Annotated in this window: 10 protein-coding genes and 1 pseudogene; 5 read left to right on the top strand and 6 right to left on the bottom strand. The window is 40.2% G+C overall.

Annotated elements, in window-relative coordinates:
- Positions 1–98: pseudogene (locus P8O16_RS02590) on the top strand (IS1595 family transposase); the annotation flags it as partial.
- Between the two features lie 337 nt (positions 99–435).
- Entirely contained in the window at positions 436–9135 is an 8700-nt protein-coding gene (locus P8O16_RS02585) for a glucoamylase family protein (protein WP_300310556.1), read from the top strand.
- Between the two features lie 63 nt (positions 9136–9198).
- Here the strand turns inward: P8O16_RS02585 and pfkA are convergent, their stop codons facing one another.
- The 6 genes from pfkA to P8O16_RS02555 all read right to left on the bottom strand — a co-directional run bounded on the left by pfkA (position 9199) and on the right by P8O16_RS02555 (position 15529).
- Complete coding sequence (gene pfkA, locus P8O16_RS02580; RefSeq protein WP_300310558.1) at positions 9199–10170, bottom strand: 6-phosphofructokinase; 972 nt, start codon at positions 10168–10170, stop codon at positions 9199–9201.
- 222 nt (positions 10171–10392) lie between these two features.
- Positions 10393–10833, bottom strand: a complete 441-nt coding sequence (locus tag P8O16_RS02575) for a hypothetical protein (protein ID WP_300310554.1) — start codon at positions 10831–10833, stop codon at positions 10393–10395.
- 14 nt (positions 10834–10847) lie between these two features.
- Positions 10848–11600, bottom strand: coding sequence for a polyphosphate kinase 2 (gene ppk2 / locus P8O16_RS02570; RefSeq protein WP_300310552.1), 753 nt, complete (start codon positions 11598–11600; stop codon positions 10848–10850).
- Between the two features lie 19 nt (positions 11601–11619).
- Complete coding sequence (locus P8O16_RS02565) at positions 11620–12693, bottom strand: class I fructose-bisphosphate aldolase (protein WP_300310551.1); 1074 nt, start codon at positions 12691–12693, stop codon at positions 11620–11622.
- A gap of 303 nt (positions 12694–12996) precedes the next feature.
- Positions 12997–13320 (bottom strand): AraC family transcriptional regulator, encoded by a 324-nt coding sequence (locus P8O16_RS02560; RefSeq protein WP_300310549.1) that lies wholly within the window; start codon positions 13318–13320, stop codon positions 12997–12999.
- Between the two features lie 220 nt (positions 13321–13540).
- Positions 13541–15529, bottom strand: coding sequence for a M1 family metallopeptidase (locus P8O16_RS02555; RefSeq protein WP_300310547.1), 1989 nt, complete (start codon positions 15527–15529; stop codon positions 13541–13543).
- Positions 15530–15918: 389 nt separating this feature from the next.
- On the opposite strand from P8O16_RS02555, the gene P8O16_RS02550 reads away from it, so the two are divergent.
- The 3 genes from P8O16_RS02550 to mnmA all read left to right on the top strand — a co-directional run bounded on the left by P8O16_RS02550 (position 15919) and on the right by mnmA (position 19606).
- Positions 15919–16578: an ROK family protein gene (locus P8O16_RS02550; protein ID WP_300310545.1), complete on the top strand. Its 660-nt coding sequence runs from the start codon at positions 15919–15921 to the stop codon at positions 16576–16578.
- A 35-nt stretch (positions 16579–16613) separates the two neighbouring features.
- Positions 16614–18272: a M1 family metallopeptidase gene (locus P8O16_RS02545; RefSeq protein ID WP_300310543.1), complete on the top strand. Its 1659-nt coding sequence runs from the start codon at positions 16614–16616 to the stop codon at positions 18270–18272.
- 122 nt (positions 18273–18394) lie between these two features.
- A complete protein-coding gene (gene mnmA, locus P8O16_RS02540; protein ID WP_300310541.1) occupies positions 18395–19606 on the top strand; it encodes a tRNA 2-thiouridine(34) synthase MnmA in 1212 nt (403 codons plus the stop codon).
- Positions 19607–19657 lie beyond the last annotated feature (51 nt).

Here is a 19657-nt window from a genome sequence, read left to right as displayed (position 1 = left end):
ACCGAATTAATCGCTCCCAGAACAAAGACACCATCTTCAATAATCTAATCATCAGAATGGTAAAAGCAGATAAAATGTATATCTCAAATATGATATGATGTTAAGCGGACACCTCTATTAACTTAAATGTAGAAGCTGTAATTTCTTTTAGCAATTTGATCAAATCCATATAGGGTTCATATAAAAATTTTATATTTTTTCCATATTTCATATTAATCTCTATCTTAATATGTTACAAATAATCAAATTAATTGTAAAGGCAATTTGTTAATATAAGGATTTTAGCTAAAACATATTTTACATAATTCTAGAAAATATTTACATCATTATCACATTTTGAAAATGATGATTTTATTATGTAAAAACCTTATAAAAAAAGCATATTTTTAATGGAATTGGTAAACAAATATACCATCAGAAACAGAATTTTGTAATATGAAATCAATTTCTAGAGCAAAGGAATTCATATCAAATATGAAGACTTTTTTCCGGCCCAAGAGTACACCTCCAAGTTACCAGAATGAGCCACAACTGAACACGGAGCTATTTAGCTCTGAACAGATGAGACAGTTTGGAAAAGAGCTGGCAGAAACACATAGATTGAGTTCAACCCCCTCAAAGGATCAATTGCTCAAACGCCTTGCAGAAAATGAAACTATTTTGCGCGATGTCCGAAAAGTGCTCACCGATTCCATCAAAAAGAAACATCAAATTTCCCCTGCGGGAGAATGGTTAATTGATAATTTCTACCTGATTGAAGAGAATATTCGAAACGCGAAATCCAATTTTCCCAAAAAATATAGCGAAGAGCTCCCTCAACTTTCAAATGTATCCCCAAAAGGCTTAACCCGGGTATATGACATCATCCAACAAGTGATTTGTCACGGTGACGGAAGAGTAGATATTGAAACTCTGAGCAATTTTGTAAATGCTTATCAGACGGTAACCAATCTGAAATTAGGGGAATTATGGGCGATCCCCATTATGCTAAGACTAGCATTAATCGAGAATCTGGGACATGTTGCATCCCATGTAGCTGTAGATAAGATGAATTCTAATCTTGCCAATCATTGGGCGCGGAAAATGATAAAAATATCCGAAAAAGACCCAAAAAATCTAATCCTTATTATCGCAGACATGGCCCGGTCTAACCCTCCGATGGTAGATGCTTTCGTAGCCGAACTGGTTCGAAAACTAAGAGGAAGAGGACCAGATTTGGCAATGCCTCTGAACTGGATTGAGCAGCAATTAGCTGAATTCGGCTTGACCAGCGAGGAGTTGGTGAATGCTGAAGTTCAAAAGCAAGCTGCCCATCAGGTTTCTATGAGTAACAATATCAACAGCCTTCGTTTGCTTGATGCAATCAATTGGCGGGATTTTGTGGAGAAGCATAGTATAGTTGAAAAAACGCTACGCCAGGACATCAATGGTATCTACTCTGCAATGGATTTTGCCACAAGAGATAGGTACCGTCATGTTGTGGAGGATATTTCCAAAAAAAGCAAGCTGGAAGAGCAAGAAGTAGCCCGTATAGCTATTCAACTTGCGCATGAAAATGCTACCGATAAAGAAGAAGATGTTAGATCAACACATGTTGGATACTATCTCATAGGGCCGGGAATCATTCAAATGGAGAAAGTGACGAAAACACCTGTTTCACTTTTTAGAAAGTCTCGCTATTTCTTAAATAGAAATGGGATCCTATTTTATTTGGCATTTATACTGTTAATCACTTTTTTAATAAGTGGCGGTATTTTAATTGAAGTTAATACTGATATCAAAAGTATCTGGCTTCTGATCATTATCTCATTTCTTACGCTGCTTTCTGTCAGCCAGCTTTCTGTGTCAGTGGTCAATTACATTTCCACTTTGTTGGCTAAGCCTCATTTGCTTCCCCGTCTGGACTTTTCCCGGAAAATCCCTGAAGGCTCCCGGACGTTGGTTGTTATACCCGCTATGCTTTCAAGCATAAAGGAAATTGAAAAATTAACAGAGTCTCTGGAAATCCGGTTTCTGGCAAATAGGAATGAAAATTTACACTTTGCCCTATTGACGGATTATACCGATGCAGAGCAGGAAACACTTCCCGAGGACCAGGAGCTTGTTGAATCAGCAATTGAGAAAATTAAAGCGCTGAATAGAAAGTATCATCGAGAAAATAATGATTTGTTTTTTCTTTTTCACCGACCGAGACTTTGGAATCCTCGAGAAAATGTGTGGATGGGTTATGAAAGAAAACGCGGAAAACTAGCGAAGCTGAACGCACTGCTTCGCGGGAATTCAAAAGAATGCTTCTCGCATATTGTTGGAGATCAATCTGTGTTTCCAGAACTAAAATATGTGATTACCCTCGATGCGGACACCCAACTGCCCATGGGTACGGCTTGGAAATTAATCGGGACCATGGCGCACCCTCTGAACCATGCCTTTTATGATGAGCAGAAAAAACGCGTAACCAAAGGATATGGTATCCTACAACCAAGGGTAGCAGTCAGCTTACCGGAAGTCAGCGGTTCACTATACGCCCGCATGCACGGAAATGAGCCAGGAATCGACCCATACACCCGTGCATCTTCGGATGTATATCAGGATTTATTTCAGGAAGGATCTTTTATTGGAAAGGGAATTTATGAAGTAGATGTGTTTAGGAATGTACTGGATGGAAAATTTGCAGAAAACACTATTCTGAGTCATGACCTTTTAGAAGGTTGTTACCTGCGATCAGGCCTGGTAAGCGATGTGCAATTGTTTGAGAAATATCCCACACGATATGATGCGGATATGAAAAGGCACTCCCGATGGGTTCGCGGTGACTGGCAGATTTTCTCCTGGTTTTTGCCTTTTGTTCCTGGAGCTGATGGGAAATGGCTTAAAAACCCAATTTCAGCATTGTCACGTTGGAAAATTTTTGACAACATTAGGCGAAGTCTAGTCCCTATCGCACTTACAGTGTTGTTGCTCTTAGGATGGTTGTTACTACATTCCTCTTTTTTATGGACTGTAGTAGTTACCGGGATTATTATTGTTCCTATCATTTTCACATCGCTATGGAACGCAATTCGTAAGCCTAAGGACGTATTTTTAATCTACCATCTCAGGAATTCTATTCGAAGCGTTGCAGACAATTCAATTACGATGCTGTTTGGTATCATATGCCTACCCTATGAGGCATATGTCAATACCATCGCTATCAGTAAAACACTTTGGAGGAAACTAATAAGCAAAAAAAACCTGCTAGAATGGAACCCTTCAGCATACCAATGGAGTGGTAATAGGACAAGCTTGGCAGCTTCATATGCTTCCATGTGGATAGTGATCGCGCTCCCAATTATAGTGCTTTCTCATTTGGCTATTTTCTCTCCTGGTAAATTTGCCTCTGCGGCACCTGTAGCCTTTCTCTGGCTTGTCGCTCCATTTATTACCTGGTGGGCAAGCAGACCTCGCGTTAAAAAGCCGGTGGAACTTAAGGAACAACAAAATATATTCCTTAGAAAAATGGCCCGAAAAACATGGCGTTTCTTTGAACATTTTGTTGGACCTCAGGACAATTGGTTGCCACCTGACAACTATCAAGAACAACCAATAGAGGCATTGGCGCATCGTACCTCCCCCACCAATATCGGGATTTCATTGCTGGCAAACTTAACTGCTCATGACTTTGGCTACATCTCCACGGGTCAGCTGATTGAACGAACATCGAATACCATTGGCACTATGAGAAAAATGGAATGGTACAGAGGCCATTTATACAATTGGTATGACACGGAAACTTTAGAGCCTTTATTACCAAAATACATTTCAACGGTGGATAGTGGGAATCTTGCAGGCCACTTACTCGTGTTGCGACAAGGATTACTGGCTATTTCGCATCAAAAAATAATCGGTTCAAAAATATTTGAAGGGATCCAGGATACGCTCAACGTACTTAAGGACACCTTGGAGGAAAAAGAAAAGCAGATATTAAATGCCTTCGATAAAGATTTGAAAACAGTTTCTGAACTAGATTCAAATAAGCCTTGCGAAGTAAAATTGGGAATAGCAAAACTGACAAAAAGCTTTGCCGCTGTTTTTCAGTATTTAAACAATGAACCGGAGAGTGAAACCTTTTGGTGGAAGGTGGCTTTAAAAACCCAATTGGAAAAATTGGATGAAGCGCTACAAATTTTCACCCCTTGGGAATTATTAAAATCTGCTCCTCCTGAATTCAAGGATTTCGACTCTTTGAATCAAAATCCAACCTTGATCGGGTTATTAGCATCAGCACAAAAGCTACAAGAAGAAATAGTTCTTCACCGTGCAACAAATAATAAGAATGGAGAAAATAAATGGTTAGAATTATTTCAAGCTGCTTTGAGAAACACTATTCATCTGGCGCAAGCACAAATTACTTCTTCTCATATGCTTGCCCAAGAATGTAAAGAATTGGCAGATATATCCTGGGGTTTCTTATATAACAAGTCAAGTAAACTGCTCAGTATTGGGTATAATGTTCAAGAGGGTCACGCTGATGCTAGTTACTATGACTTGCTGGCATCCGAAGTTAGGTTAGGGATTTTCGTCGGTATTGCGCAGGGAAATCTGCCTGAGGAGAGTTGGTTTGCATTAGGACGATTGCTTACTAACATCATGGGTGAACCCATTCTACTTTCATGGAGCGGTTCGATGTTTGAATACCTGATGCCGCTATTAGTCATGCCTACCTATGAAAACACATTGCTTGACCAAACTTCAAATGCAGCAGTAATGTGTCAGATTAATTGCCAAATGAAATATGGCAATTCAGGTCAGACTTGGGGAGTTTCGGAGTCAGGTTATAATATGGTCAGTACTGAATCTCACTACCAGTATAGTGCTTTCGGGGTTCCCAGTTTGGGATTGAAGCGCGGTCTTGAAGAAGATTTTGTTGTAGCGCCTTATGCTTCTGCGCTTGCGCTAATGGTAGCTCCAGAAAAAGCATGTAAAAATCTGGAATTGCTCAAAAAACAAGGTTTTGAAGGTCGATACGGCTTTTATGAAGCTATAGATTATACTCCATCCCGTTTACCAAGAGGACAAAATCATGCTATTGTTTATTCCTTCATGGCGCATCACCAAGGGATGAGTTTACTCTCTTTAGCATATCTTCTGCTGGATAAACCCATGCAGCGATTATTTGAAGCTGAACCTCAGTTTAAGGCAGCACTTTTATTACTGCAGGAGCGAATTCCAAAAGCAACCACCTACTTTGCCCATACTACTGATATATTCAGCATTACTCCTCCTCCAACTGCTACCGAAACCAGAATAATCCATACTCCTGATACGCCTATTCCTGAAGTACAATTATTATCCAATGGCAAATACCATTTGATGGTTACTAATGCCGGAGGGGGTTATAGTCGTTGGAAAGATTTTGCAGTCACGCGCTGGCGAGAGGATGGCACCCGTGATAATTGGGGAACGTTCTGTTATATACGTGATCTGGATAGTAACATTTTCTGGTCAAATACGAAACAACCAACACTCCAAAAAAGTGATAAATTCGAAACAGGTTTTGCGCATGGTCATGTGGATTTTCGTACGTCCAATAACGATATAGAAACACATACGGAAATAGTGGTATCTCCTGAGGATGATATAGAGATGCGCAGGCTTCGCATATCAAACCATTCTTCTGATCGCAGAACAATTGAGTTAACCAGTTATGCAGAAGTGGTATTGGCACTTGCCTCCTCCGACAGGATGCAACCAGCTTTCAGCAATCTTTTTGTACAAACAGAAATCATCCCTAAGCAACATGCTATAACATGTACACGCAGGCCACGATCTGCGGAAGAGCATCCACCATGGATGTGCCATATGATGACCATGCATGGAAAAATTGCTGAAGAAATATCTTATGAAACCGACCGGATGCAATTTATCGGCCGTGGCAACTCAATTGTGAATCCGCAAGTGATGAATCATCCGGGTCCGCTAGCAGGAAATCAGGGAGCAGTATTAGATCCTATTGTGGCTATCCGGTATAAAATCATACTTGAACCGGCAGAAACAATTACAATTGACATGATTACCGGTGTTGCCGAATCGGAGGAAATTTGTCAAGGATTGATCAATAAATACCAAGACAAACATCATAAAGACCGTATTTTTGAATTAGCCTGGACGCACAGCCAGGTGATTCTTCGTCAAATCAATGCTTCCGAAGGAGATGCACAATTGTATGCTAGCCTTGCCAACTCTATACTATTTACAAACCCTGCATTTCGCGCAGATCTTTCCATTCTAATCAGTAATCGCCGACAACAGTCTGGTTTGTGGGGCTATTCCATATCAGGCGACTTACCCATTGTCCTGCTGAAAATTGAAAGGCAAGCCAACATGTTATTGGTAAAGCAACTGATAAAAGCTCATGCTTACTGGCGTTTGAAAGGACTGATCGTTGACCTTGTCATCTGGAATGAAGACCATGGCGGTTATAGACAGATTTTTCAGAATGAAATTATGGCATTGGTTCCGATGGAATTAAGAGATCGGCCGGGAGGAGTTTTTGTAAGAGCGGCTGACCAGATATCCAATGAAGACCGAATTTTATTTCAAACTGTTGCTCGAATAAATATTTCAGATAGTGGCGGAACATTATCAGACCAAGTTCAGCGTAAAGCGCCTGCAAAACTGACAATCCCATACCTGAATGCGTCACAAAAATATCGTCCGGTTTATTCATCCATTCCAAGACCTGAAGACCTACATTTTTACAATGGAATTGGTGGTTTTTCATCAGATGGACGCGAATATGTAATCGTCATAGACCGCAAGAATAATACACCTGCTCCATGGGTGAACGTCATTGCCAATCCGAGTTTTGGAACTGTTGTCTCTGAAAGCGGAGGTACTTACTCCTGGACTGAAAATGCGCATGAGTTAAGACTCTCTCCATGGAAAAATGACCCAGTAAGTGATGATCCAGGAGAAGCCTATTATCTGCGGGATGAAGAAAACGGGCACTTCTGGTCCACATCACTACTACCTGCAGGTGGGGAATCCCCATACATTGTACGTCATGGATTTGGTTACAGTGCCTTTGAACACATTGAAGACGGCATCTATTCAGAAGTGTTGGTGTATGTAGATTTGGAAGCTACTGTTAAATTCACGGTTTTAAAAATCCGTAATCAATCAGGGAGGAGGCGTAAACTTTCTGCAACTGGCTACGTCGAATGGGTACTGGGTGACGAAAGAACAAAAACAGCAATGCATATCCACACCGAAGTGGATGTAGATAACAGGACCATATTTGCAAAAAATCCATACAGCATGGAGTTTTCTGATCGGGTTGCATTTTTCGATGTGGATGCAGTAAGGAAGACGTTTACAGCTGACCGAACAGAGTTTATAGGCCGAAACGGAACCTTGAAAAACCCCGATGCGATGAACCGGCAAAAACTTTCTGGAAGAACCGGGATTGCTTTAGATCCTTGTGCCGCCATCCAGGTACCATTCGATTTGGCCGTTGGCGAAGAACGGGAAATTGTTTTCACGCTTGGAGCTGGGTATAATATCAGTAATGCAAAAGACATCGCACAACAATACCGTGGAAATACCTCCGCGTTTGATTCACTTCAAAGAGTAAAAAATTATTGGGAACAAACGCTTGGAACTTTGCAGGTGGAAACACCGGATCCTGCCATCAATGTCATTACAAACGGTTGGCTCACTTACCAAACACTTGCTTCTAGGCTTTGGGGACGCAGCGGATTTTACCAATCAGGAGGAGCTTTCGGTTTCAGGGATCAGCTACAGGATGTCATGTCCTTACTTCACGTAGCGCCACAATTGGCACGCGAACAAATATTGCTCTGCGCATCCCGTCAATTCAAAGAGGGAGATGTTCAACATTGGTGGCATCCGCCAAGTGGCCGGGGAGTTCGTACCAAATGCTCTGATGATTTTCTTTGGCTGCCTTTTGTCACGGCTCAGTACATTTCATTTACCGCTGACACTGCTATTTTGGAGCAGGCTGTAACATTTTTGGAAGGAAGGAGATTGAACCAGAACGAAGAATCGTATTACGACCTTCCCATTCAATCCAATGATTCACTTTCACTCTATGATCATTGCGTTTTGGCAATAAAGAATGGATTCAATTATGGTGAAAAAGGACTGCCTTTAATGGGAGCCGGTGATTGGAATGATGGATTCGACAGAGTGGGTATTGAAGGAAAAGGAGAAAGTGTTTGGATGGCATTTTTTCTCTATGATATACTAATCAAATTCGCAGAAATTGCTCAGCGCCAGAATGATGCCCCTTTTGCGGATGAATGTGAAAAACAGGCTCAGCAACTCAAAGAAAATATTGCTTTACATGCTTGGGATGGAGAATGGTATAAACGTGCCTGGTTTGATGATGGCACGCCACTTGGTTCTTCGGGAAATACTGAATGCGTAATAGATTCGATTGCACAAAGCTGGTCGGTACTATCAGGAGCCGGAGAAGCCTCAAGATCAAATGTGGCCATGGAGTCAGCATATAAAAATTTGGTGCAAAAGGATATCGGGATTATTCAGTTACTGGAACCTCCATTTGATAAATCGGATTTGAACCCTGGTTACATCAAAGGTTATGTTCCGGGCATAAGAGAGAATGGCGGGCAATACTCGCATGCTGCCATATGGTTGATTATGGCTTTTGCAAAATTGGGTGATAACAAACGGGTATGGGAATTATTGAATATGATCAATCCGGTTAACCACGGCAAAACTCCCGAAGAAATAGCTATTTATAAAGTAGAACCTTATGTAATCGCAGCCGATGTGTATGCTAACGAGTCACACGCCGGACGCGGAGGATGGACCTGGTATACTGGTTCGGCAGGTTGGATGTACCGAATGATAGTTGAGTCATTCCTTGGGTTAAAACTGGAAGCAAATCAGCTTAAAATCAATCCTTGTATTCCAAAAGAATGGGAGTCATTTAAAATCCATTATTCCTATAAAAGTGCGATTTACCATATTACTGTTATCCAAAAGGATGGCGAATCTGGAATGACCGTAACTGTTGATGGTATTGCCCAGGAAGGTAAAATAATAAGGCTTTTCGATGATGGTACGGAACACGAAGTACAGGTGCTATTCTTTACAAATTCAGAAACCTGATTTAAAAAAACAGCTAAAATCCTGCACTGACTTGGATAATTGAGATCACGCCTGCCTTTCTTTTTAAATGGATAAAATATCTATTAACTCTGTCATGGCAGGCGTTATTTTCAATTGTCTTTTTAAAACATTCTCTAATGGCGTGTAGAGAATTTCTTCTTTCACTTCTCCAACCATGATGTTTTTCTGCCCTGATAAAAGTGCGTCAATAGTAGCCACTCCGAGTCTGCTAGCCAAAACCCGGTCGGCACACGTGGGTGAGCCGCCTCGCTGCACGTGCCCGAGGATGCATACAGCGGTGTCATATTGAGGAAATTTTTCTTTTACTTTTTTCGAAATGGCAAAAGCACCACCAGCCTCATCTCCTTCAGCAACAACTACGATTAATGAACTTTTCTTTCTACTCCAACCACTTTCAAAAATTTTAAAAAGATGTTGCAAATCAGTATTTGTTTCGGGTATATAGATCGCTTCAGCTCCAACACTGATACCGGTTTTATAAGCAATTGATCCAGAGTTGCGTCCCATCACCTCCACAAAATATATCCTGTTGTGTGATTCAGCTGTATCACGGATATTATCAATGGCATTCATAGCGGTGTTGGATGCGGTATCAAAACCGATTGCATAATCGGTTCCTGAAATATCATTGTCAATTGTTTTCGGAATGCCGATCCAGGGAATTGGATAAGTTGCTGTAAAATATTTGGCACCCACCAGGGAACCATCCCCTCCTATTACTATGACAGCTTCAACGCCTGCTTTTTTCAGCTGTTGAAAGGCAGTCTCTCGGCCCTCGGGGGTTTTAAAGCGCTCGCTCCTTGAGGATTTCAGAATGGTTCCACCTCTTTGAATGATGTTGCTCACAGAGGCTGCATCCATTTCAAAAAAATCACCTTCAATTATTCCATCATAGCCTCGATGGATTCCAATAATTTTCAGTCCATGAAATATAGCTGCTCTAACCACCGCCCTGATACAGGCATTGAGACCAGGGGCATCGCCACCAGAGGTAAGTATGGCTATTTTAGAAATAGATGACATGGGTTTCAGGTTTTAATTTAAGACAATGGAACAGTACTCATTTCCCAAGCATTACATTATTGTGCTCATCCATCCTAGAAAGTTATCGGAGGATCGCAGCTTTGATCCAGTGGGATATGTTGCTATGCACCCATCAACTTTTTGGGTTGGGTTTCTTAAACTTTAAAGATAAATTTCAAAGACGCTTTTTACCTATAAAAATAAAATAAACTCTTAATAGTCGGATATACCGAATATCTGCAATGGAAATAGAAAATCAATCAGGACATTATGGTGCGCCAGGGATATATGCTCTTTAAATGCTTTCATACTTTTATGGATGACAGCTATTGTCTCGGGTTCTAACTTCGAAACAAGGCTTTCGATTTTCAGTAATTCAGCTTTGATAGCAACATCCCTTTTGGCTTTACTTTGAGGAAGTGAATTATTCAATTCTTGCAAGGTCTTTTCAAAACTCTTATCGACTTCTTGGAAGAAATCAGCCAGCAAAGGATCACAGGAGTAACTTTTAATATGAGCGAATTCAATAGCTGATAATTTTTCAGCATTATCCATTTTCCCATCCGTATTCGCAGCGAGTAAGGAAACATAAACTGGGAAATTGAGGAGTAATTGATACTCTCGTTTACTTAGGTTTTTGAAATCTACAGTCATAATAGCTTTTTTTATCAAAACAGTTTTTCTTTAATCGATTTATCAGTTACTGGATATACCAGGCCGTAATCTTCTGATACTAGTTTCACATCCTTATTATGATATTTCAATTGATGCAATAAATGTGAAATGATAGCAATGCGGGCCTCCCGCTTGTTATCGGCATTGATAACAAACCATGGTATATTTTTAAAATTTGTTCTTGTAAGCATTTCATCACGGGCATTGGAATAGTCTTTCCAATAGCGTAGCGCTTCCCTGTCAATAGGGCTTATTTTCCATTGTTTCAATGGATCATCTCTACGATCCTTCAATCTAGCTTCTTGCTCTTCTCTGCTGATATCGAGGTAATATTTCAGAATTGTAAAACCGGCGTCAACTAGCATTTCTTCAAACAGCTCTACTTCCTTAAAGAAAGATTTATACTCCTTCTCATTGCAAAACCCCATTACTTTTTCCACACCCGCCCTGTTGTACCAGCTTCGGTTGAATAACACGAATTCTCCTGAGATAGGTAAGTGGCTTGCATACCGTTGAAAATACCATTCCATTTCCTCTCGGTCAGATGGTTTCCCCAATGCCACTATTCTCGTTTCGCGTGGACTGAGGTGTTTAGTAATTCTTTTTATTGTCCCGTCTTTTCCGGCAGCATCTCTTCCCTCCAAGATCACAAAAAGTTTGAGGTTGGATGAGATAACTTCTTTTTGCAGCTTGACTAATTCTATATAGAGTTCATGCAATATTTTCTTGCTTTCCTTTTTTTTCATTTTTAGAATATCTTTTTAATCAGGCTACATCAATTTTCTTTTCCAGGTAAACATCCTGAATGGCATTGAGTAGGGCTATTCCCTCTTTAAATGGACGTTGAAATGATTTTCTGCCTGAAATCAAACCTGTTCCACCAGCCCTTTTATTAATAACCGCGGTACGAACGGCTTCCTTTAAATCTGACTTTCCTTCTGATGCGCCTCCTGAATTGATCAGCCCTGCTCTTCCCATAAAACAATTGGCGACCTGATACCTACATAAATCTATGGGATGATCAGTCGTCAACTTGCTGTAGATGCGTTCATCAAATTTTCCGAATTGATTGCCATCTGCGTTGAGTGCTTTATAGCCGCCATTATTTTCCGGTAATTTTTGTTTGATAATATCTGCTTGAATAGTCGTGCCGATATAGTTTGCCTGCCCGGTAAGATCAGCCGAAGAACTGTAATCAACTCCGTCAACTTTGAATGCTGAGTTGCGCAAATAGCACCACAGCACGGTAGCCATACCCAATTGATGGGCTTCTTCAAATGCTTTAGATACTTCTTGGATTTGTCTGTCCGATTCAGGAGATCCAAAATAGATAGTGGCTCCAATTCCTACAGCTCCCAAGTTCCAGGCTTCTCTTACTGATCCAAAAAAAATCTGGTCATAGGTATTCGGATAAGTAAGTAATTCATTGTGGTTAAGCTTTACAATGAAAGGAATTTTGTGGGCATAGGTTCTTGAAACGGTCGCTAGTATACCGATGGTACTCGCCACGGCATTGCATCCTCCCTCAATAGCTAATTTTATAATTTGTTCGGGATCGAAATAAATTGGGTTAGGACTAAAAGATGCACCTGCACTATGTTCGATTCCTTGGTCAACCGGTAAGATTGAAAGATATCCTGTACTGGAAAGTCTTCCAGAATTGAAAATGGTATTCAGACTTCGTATGGTTTGAATATTCCTGTTAGATCCTACCCAAACTCGCTCTGTAAAATCCGAACCAGGAAGTTGTAAAGATGACTTCGGAATTGTATCGCATTGATGTGTGAGCAATGATTCGCTTTCTTTTCCCAGAAGCTCGACTATTTCGGGGTACCTCATAATTTTTACTTTTCTTATTTCACCGCAGGCTCATTAGATTCCAGAGTTGAGATTCTAAGAATAGCGATTTAGTTTGTTTTAGGCTGATGTCAATTTGAGTATTCCCCTTTAAAAATGCGTTACACATTTTCAGAACTATGTTACATCATTTACATGTTTTGAGTCGCTTGCTTTACACGTGCAAAGTCATCAACAAAAATTATTTCATTGACTTTACTAGGGCATCGAATGATTCAAAAAATTAGTAAAAAACTTCCCTACACTTCTATTCTAATACCGTAAAAGCGATTTTTAGTATAAAAATTACAAATCTTCCAGATTCTTTCTCCGCTTATTCTTTAGTTTTTGATAAAAAGTGGGAGTAAGTCTCGTTATTTTTTTGAATTGGTTGGAGAGGTGTGCTCCGCTGCTATAATTCAACCTGTAGGAAATTTCAGTAAGACAAAGCTCATCGTAAATCAGCAATTCTTTGACTTTTTCTATCTTATGAATGATGATAAAATGCTGTATGGTTATTCCTCTTACCTTTGAAAAGGCATTGGACAAATACGTGTAATCATAGCCCACTTTTTCACTGATAAAATCAGAGTAGTTTACAATTGGTAGTTCATCATTGTAATGGATCATTTCGATAATGACATTTTAAATCTTTTCAATCAAAATGCTTTCGATACAATCATAAATCTTTACACAAGTTTCACCCCCTGCATGTAAAGTACCACAGTTAAGGATTTCCAATAATACCAGACAAGAACATCCTGAATCTTCAGCGCAGATCCATCAATTCTTGAAGGAATGGAAGCAGAATTGTTGGTTATCTAAATTGTAAAAAGAAAAAGGAACCAACCTATTTCACTTCCCATACATTATCACTTGTTTCCTTATCCGGGAATCTACCATAAGGGTCCAAGGTGATTTTCTTGATTTTACGATCTCCAAATTCCATTACTGCATCAAACGTTCGATTTCCTTCAAACCAAACCGAAACCGGCCAGGTGACTTCTGCTGTGGTATCATCAATCATTTTACCATTTGGAATTGATTTAATAGCAGGTCCTTCTGCCTCAAATTCAACTTTTAGCACCACTGGTGAAGGCATCTCCCCTGCTTGCTTTACCGTTACCACAGTTCTTCCTTTATCAAAACTCACTTTTTCAATTGAACCTTCAACTGATTCGGTGGTAAACAACCAGTAATACCAAAACCATTCGAGATTTTCACCCAAAGCATTATTCATAAAGAACATGTAATCCCAAGGCGAAGGATGCTTAAATGCCCAGGTATCCGTATATTTTTTCATGGCATTGATTACCGCTTCATCCCCTACAACTCCGCCAAGCATGGAAAGCATCAGTGGAGTTTTTTGATAAGTTTGAAATCCGTAACCCGAACCCGCATCATTGGCACTCCACATCAGCGGAGCTTCATCTTCCGATCCTGAGATTCGGCCATAGCTCTGCCCTAGTCCATCTAGATTATAAGGTACATTTCGGCTAGCTGCAGAAGATAAGATGTTCATGTACTGATTAAAACCTTCGTCCATCCAGCCATAGCGGGTTTCGTTTGTTCCCAACATCATTGGCCACCATTGATGAGCCGTCTCATGATCCGCAGCCCCCTGATTGGAATTGATTACCATTGGATATTCCATCCCGGCACTTGGGCCATCCTGAAGGGTTAATTGTGGAAAAGGATAAGGTGCCCAAAGCTCAGAATAGAACTCTAATGCATGTCTTGTTCTACTTAAAGCATTTTCAAAAAAGCGAGCACGCTCAGGGATAAAGACTTCATGAATTGGAATAGGTCCTTTACCAGGAATCATCGCACGTGTAGCTTTCCAGATAAAACGATCAGAAGTCGCCCATGCAAAATCATTGACTTTTTCTGCTACAAAGCGCCATGTCAACATTTCTCCGTCAAGAGTAGCTTTTCCAGGACCTTTCTCCTCCTCTGAGACAATCGTTACTTCTTCATCAGAATTCAAAACCGAACTAAGCCTTTGAATGGCTATCGGAGTTAAAACGTCCTGTGGGTTTTGCAATACACCCGTTCCACTTACGATCCATCCTGCTGGTACAGTTATAGACACATCAAACTTTCCGAAATTATTGAAAAATTCTGCCGGGCCAAGGTATAAACTCCTTTCCCAACCTCTCAAATCATCATATTTTGCCAATCTTGGAAACCATTGGGTAGGCTGAAAAAGCGTGCTGTCAAAACGTTGAGTCATTCGATGCCCTCGACCATTTTCTCCTCCCGGCAGCTTCGTATTCCATTCTATTTCCAATTCAGCGCTACTGCCAGCTTTGATTGGATCCAAAAGCGAAATCGTTGCTATGGTACTTTTCAGACCAGTTGCTTTTAAAGTAGGTGGATCATTTCTTCTCGAAGGTGCGGGATTTAAATCCACTACCTTCCCATCTATTTTAATTGACGTTACGATCATTCCCTCGGTGTTTTCAGCAGGAACAGAAGTTCCTCTTGGCACATCTCCCCGGAAAACATTATGGTCCAAACGAAGCACAATTTGATCAAGATCGTCTGGACTGGAATTATGTATTAGGATTTTTTCAGATCCCGTAATCGTCTGTGTGGAGGGATCCAGCCTCGCATTAATCGTAAAATCTGTCTCCAACTGCCAATAGTTTGCTCCGGGCTTTCCTGAAAAATCCCGAGTACCAGCTTCAAAAGCTTTTCGAATAGAGTTGGTCAGCGGAACATCCATGCGGATGGCCCTATTTTGAGTTTCTACAGTTTCCCGCTGGGGTATTGGAGCTTTTTGCTGCGCAAAAGTTTGAACAGAAAGAAAAAGCAAGAGTAAAAAGCTGTTTTTCATTTGTGATGGATTTTAAATCTGAAAGAATTCTATACTATTTTGAAATAATGTGCTGTTCGAAGAGCGACAAATTTGATTTTCGATCTAAAAGATCAGAAATAAACTTCTATTCTCCATAGGAAGCATACCATTCCATTTTCAATCAGGCATATTTATCATAAAAAAGAAAAGATTTATTGATTTTAGAAAATCAATAATTTGTCATAAATATTTCCAAATGGTCTAGAAATTAATAAGTTGATCGAATATCAATACTTAATCGCAGGTCATATTTTGAAAATGAAAGGAAATTCTAGCTGATTTTTCTGCCTTCCAATCGACAAAAATCCTAACTTCAAGTGCCGAAATGAAATCTTATTAATCAAATTATTAACTAAACTCAAACACTCTTGCAGCCATTAGTAATCGACATCGGAGGATCAAACATCAAAATATTAGCAAAAGGTCAACCTGAACGAATCAAAATCCCATCAGGAAGTGATTTTTCACCAGAAACTATGATCCCCCTTATTAAAGAAGCTGCTTCAGGTTGGACATATGATCGTATCACGATTGGGTTTCCCGGTGTAGTTAAAAACAATCAGATTCATAGTGAGCCTGTCAATCTTGGAAAAGGTTGGGAAAGCTATGATTTTGCAAAAGAATTTAACTGTCCCGTAAAGATCATAAATGATGCTGCCATGCAAGCCTTGGGAAGTTATGAAGGTAAGAAACTACTCTTTTTGGGTTTCGGTACTGGCTTGGGAACTGCAATGGTAATAGGTAAGACGATTTTCCCTATTGAAGGAGGACATTTACCTTATAAAAAATCCACATTTGAAGGATATGTAGGTAAAGAATACCTAACCTCTGGTGGTTCTAAGAGGTGGGAAAAGCATGTTTTAAAAACAATTGAAACTTTTGCAGATGCATTCCAGCCAGATGACATTGTCTTGGGAGGAGGCAACTCAAAACTAATCAGCGAAGTTCCTGAAGGATGTCGATTAGGGACAAATCAAAATGCTTTCATAGGAGGTTTTCGCCTTTGGGAGGACGATTATATTTTCTGATTTCAATCTAATTTTACTAAAACTCTGAGTATCCAATGAAATTAAAAAACTGGATTATAACCACTTGCATTTACTTTTCTATAGTTCAACTTCAAGCACAGAGTTTTCAATCAACTTCCCAATTCTCAAAACAGGATTCGCTCCGAGGTTCCATTGGCCCTGCAAGAGCCTGGTGGGACTTACTTCATTATCACCTTTCGGTAAAAGTCGATCCGGAGTCACAAATGATCTCTGGAAAAAACACCATGAAGTACAAAGTGATTGCTGATCAGGATATGCTTCAGGTAGACCTGCAAGCACCAATGTCACTTGAAAAAGTAATGCAGGATGGTCAAGAATTGCAGGTATCTAACGAGGGCTCGGCCTACTTTGTACAACTTGCAAAAAATCAGGAGATCGGCAAAATCCATGAAATTGAATTCCATTTTTCGGGAAAACCTGTAGTCGCTGTTCGACCTCCTTGGGACGGAGGATTCACCTGGACCAAAGACAGCAATGGATTGCCTTTTATAGCCAATTCAAATCAAGGAATTGGATCTAGCATTTGGTGGCCAAATCGAGATCACCCAGCTGACGAGCCTGATCTGGGCGTTTTAATTTCTGTAGAAGTTCCTGAAAACCTGATGGATGTTTCAAATGGTCGCTTGATCAAAACTGACCATAATAAAGCTGCCAAAACCAAAACCTATCACTGGGAGGTCAAAAACCCGATCAACAACTACGGGATCAATGTCAATATAGGTGATTACGTACATTTTGGAGAGCAGTATCAAGGTGAAAAAGGAATGCTTGACATGGACTATTATGTCCTTCGAGAGAATTTAGAAAAAGCTAAAGTCCAGTTTAAAGATGCATCTAGAATGATGGAAGCATTTGAGCATTGGTTTGGTCCCTACCCTTTTTATGAAGACGGATTTAAACTAGTGGAAGCTCCCTACCTCGGCATGGAGCATCAAAGTTCGGTTACTTATGGAAATGGCTTTGCAAACGGCTATAGAGGGACAGACCTAAGCGATACAGGATGGGGATTAAAGTTTGACTTTATAATTATCCATGAATCTGGACACGAGTGGTTTGCGAATAATATCACGAATAAAGATGTAGCGGATATGTGGGTTCATGAAGGCTTTACAGCTTATTCAGAAAACTTGTTTTTAGATTATTTCTATGGAACTGAAGCCAGCAATGCTTATGTAATAGGCACCAGAAAGCGAATCAACAACGACAAACCTATTATTGGACCATATGGAGTCAATAAAAATGGCTCCTCCGATATGTACTATAAAGGGGCAAATCTATTGCATACGATCCGACAAATCATACATGACGATGAGAAATGGAGAATGATCCTAAGAGGATTGAATACTGAGTTTTACCATCAAACTGTCACTTCCGCACAAATCGAAAATTACATCAGTCAGCAAGCAGGAATTGATCTTAGTCCCGTTTTTGACCAATATTTAAGGGATATTCGAATTCCTATTTTGAGTGTGGTAAAGGATGGAAAAACGATGCGTTACCGTTGGGAAAATGCAATTCTGAGTTTAGATATGCCAGTTCGAGTTTACTTGGATGAAAAAGAAGTTTGGCTAAATCCTACTACGAAATGGCAAGAAATGGAAATTCAAAACGGAATAAATTCCATTGAAGTTGACCAGAATTTTTATGTAGGAATGATGATCGTGAAGAAATAGGTCTTTATGATTTCCTGAGACTTATCGTAATTTTGACTTACGTAGAACCATTTTATCAATAATTACTGTTCTGCTCCTAATTGTAACCTAATGGACCTTGAATTCATTACTTATTACAGCATATGAAATCAAAGAAAAGAGTTGTCGTCGGCCTATCTGGCGGCGTTGACAGTTCGGTAGCCGCTCACCTTCTCCTCGAGCAAGGCTACGAAGTCATCGGGATGTTTATGAAAAACTGGCACGATGAATCAGTTACCATTTCCAACGAATGCCCCTGGATGGAAGATTCCACTGATGCCATGCTTGTCGCGGAAAAATTGGGAATCCCTTTTCAAGCCATTGACCTTAGCGAGGAATACAAGGATAGAATCGTAGACTACATGTTTGCTGAGTATAAAGCCGGCAGAACACCTAACCCCGATATCCTTTGTAATCGGGAAATCAAGTTTGACATTTTCTTAAAAGCTGCCGAAAAACTCAAAGCAGATTTTGTGGCTACAGGTCATTATTGCCAAAAAGGAGAAATAGAAGTAAAAGGCCAACCAGTCTATCAATTACTAGCCGGTGCTGATCCCAACAAAGACCAAAGCTATTTCCTTTGTCAACTGAACCAAAGTCAATTATCAAAAGCTTTATTCCCAATAGGTCATCTACAAAAGCCAGAAGTTCGGGAAATTGCGAAAAAACTTGATTTGATTACCGCAGAAAAGAAAGATAGTCAGGGACTTTGCTTTATCGGAAAAGTTCGACTTCCAGAATTCCTTCAGCAGCAATTAAAACCAAAAAAGGGAAAGATTATCGTCATTCCTGAGGATTTACCGATCTATCAACAAACTCAGATTCCAGCTCGAATAGAGCCTGAAGAATATGATGATTACCTTTTGGATGCTTTAGCTTTTCCTATTCACTACACAGCTGAGCAGGGAAAAGTGCTAGGTGAGCACAATGGAGCTCATTATTTTACCGTAGGTCAGCGTAAAGGATTACAAGTTGGAGGCACAGGTAAACCCCTTTTCGTAATAGCAACAGATACTCAGACAAATGTAATTTATACCGGCTTGGGCGAGGATCACCCCGGTTTGCTTCGTCATGCACTTTTTGTGAAAAATGAAGACGTTCATTGGATTCGAGAAGATTTAAAATTGACTCCGGGAGAAAGTAAGGAGTATGAAGCCCGAATTCGATATCGCCAACCTTTGAGTGGAGCGACTTTGATCCAAAAAGAAAATGGGCTTTACGTATTCTTCGAGAAAGCACAAAAAGGAATCGCATCTGGTCAATTCGTGGCTTGGTATCAAGGCGAAGAATGTATCGGATCCGGTACTATCTTCTAATCGCCAATCTCAGTTCCTAAATCTCTTATTTCTATTCACTCCTCTCTAAAC

The organism is Algoriphagus sp. (genome assembly GCF_029254265.1).
Taxonomy (GTDB): Bacteria; Bacteroidota; Bacteroidia; order Cytophagales; family Cyclobacteriaceae; genus Algoriphagus.
Note: the sequence above shows the minus strand (reverse complement) of the source record. Positions and strands in the feature narration are given on the sequence as shown.

Bases quoted from the DNA above. Each gene is read 5' to 3' on its own strand.
- P8O16_RS02565 (WP_300310551.1), bottom strand. From the start codon at position 12,693: ATGAGGTACCCCGAAATAGTCGAGCTTCTGGGAAAAGAAAGCGAATCA.
- P8O16_RS02585 (WP_300310556.1), top strand. From the start codon at position 436: ATGAAATCAATTTCTAGAGCAAAGGAATTCATATCAAATATGAAGACT.
- P8O16_RS02575 (WP_300310554.1), bottom strand. From the start codon at position 10,833: ATGACTGTAGATTTCAAAAACCTAAGTAAACGAGAGTATCAATTACTC.
- P8O16_RS02560 (WP_300310549.1), bottom strand. From the start codon at position 13,320: ATGATCCATTACAATGATGAACTACCAATTGTAAACTACTCTGATTTT.
- mnmA (WP_300310541.1), top strand. From the start codon at position 18,395: ATGAAATCAAAGAAAAGAGTTGTCGTCGGCCTATCTGGCGGCGTTGAC.
- ppk2 (WP_300310552.1), bottom strand. From the start codon at position 11,600: ATGAAAAAAAAGGAAAGCAAGAAAATATTGCATGAACTCTATATAGAA.
- P8O16_RS02555 (WP_300310547.1), bottom strand. From the start codon at position 15,529: ATGAAAAACAGCTTTTTACTCTTGCTTTTTCTTTCTGTTCAAACTTTT.
- P8O16_RS02545 (WP_300310543.1), top strand. From the start codon at position 16,614: ATGAAATTAAAAAACTGGATTATAACCACTTGCATTTACTTTTCTATA.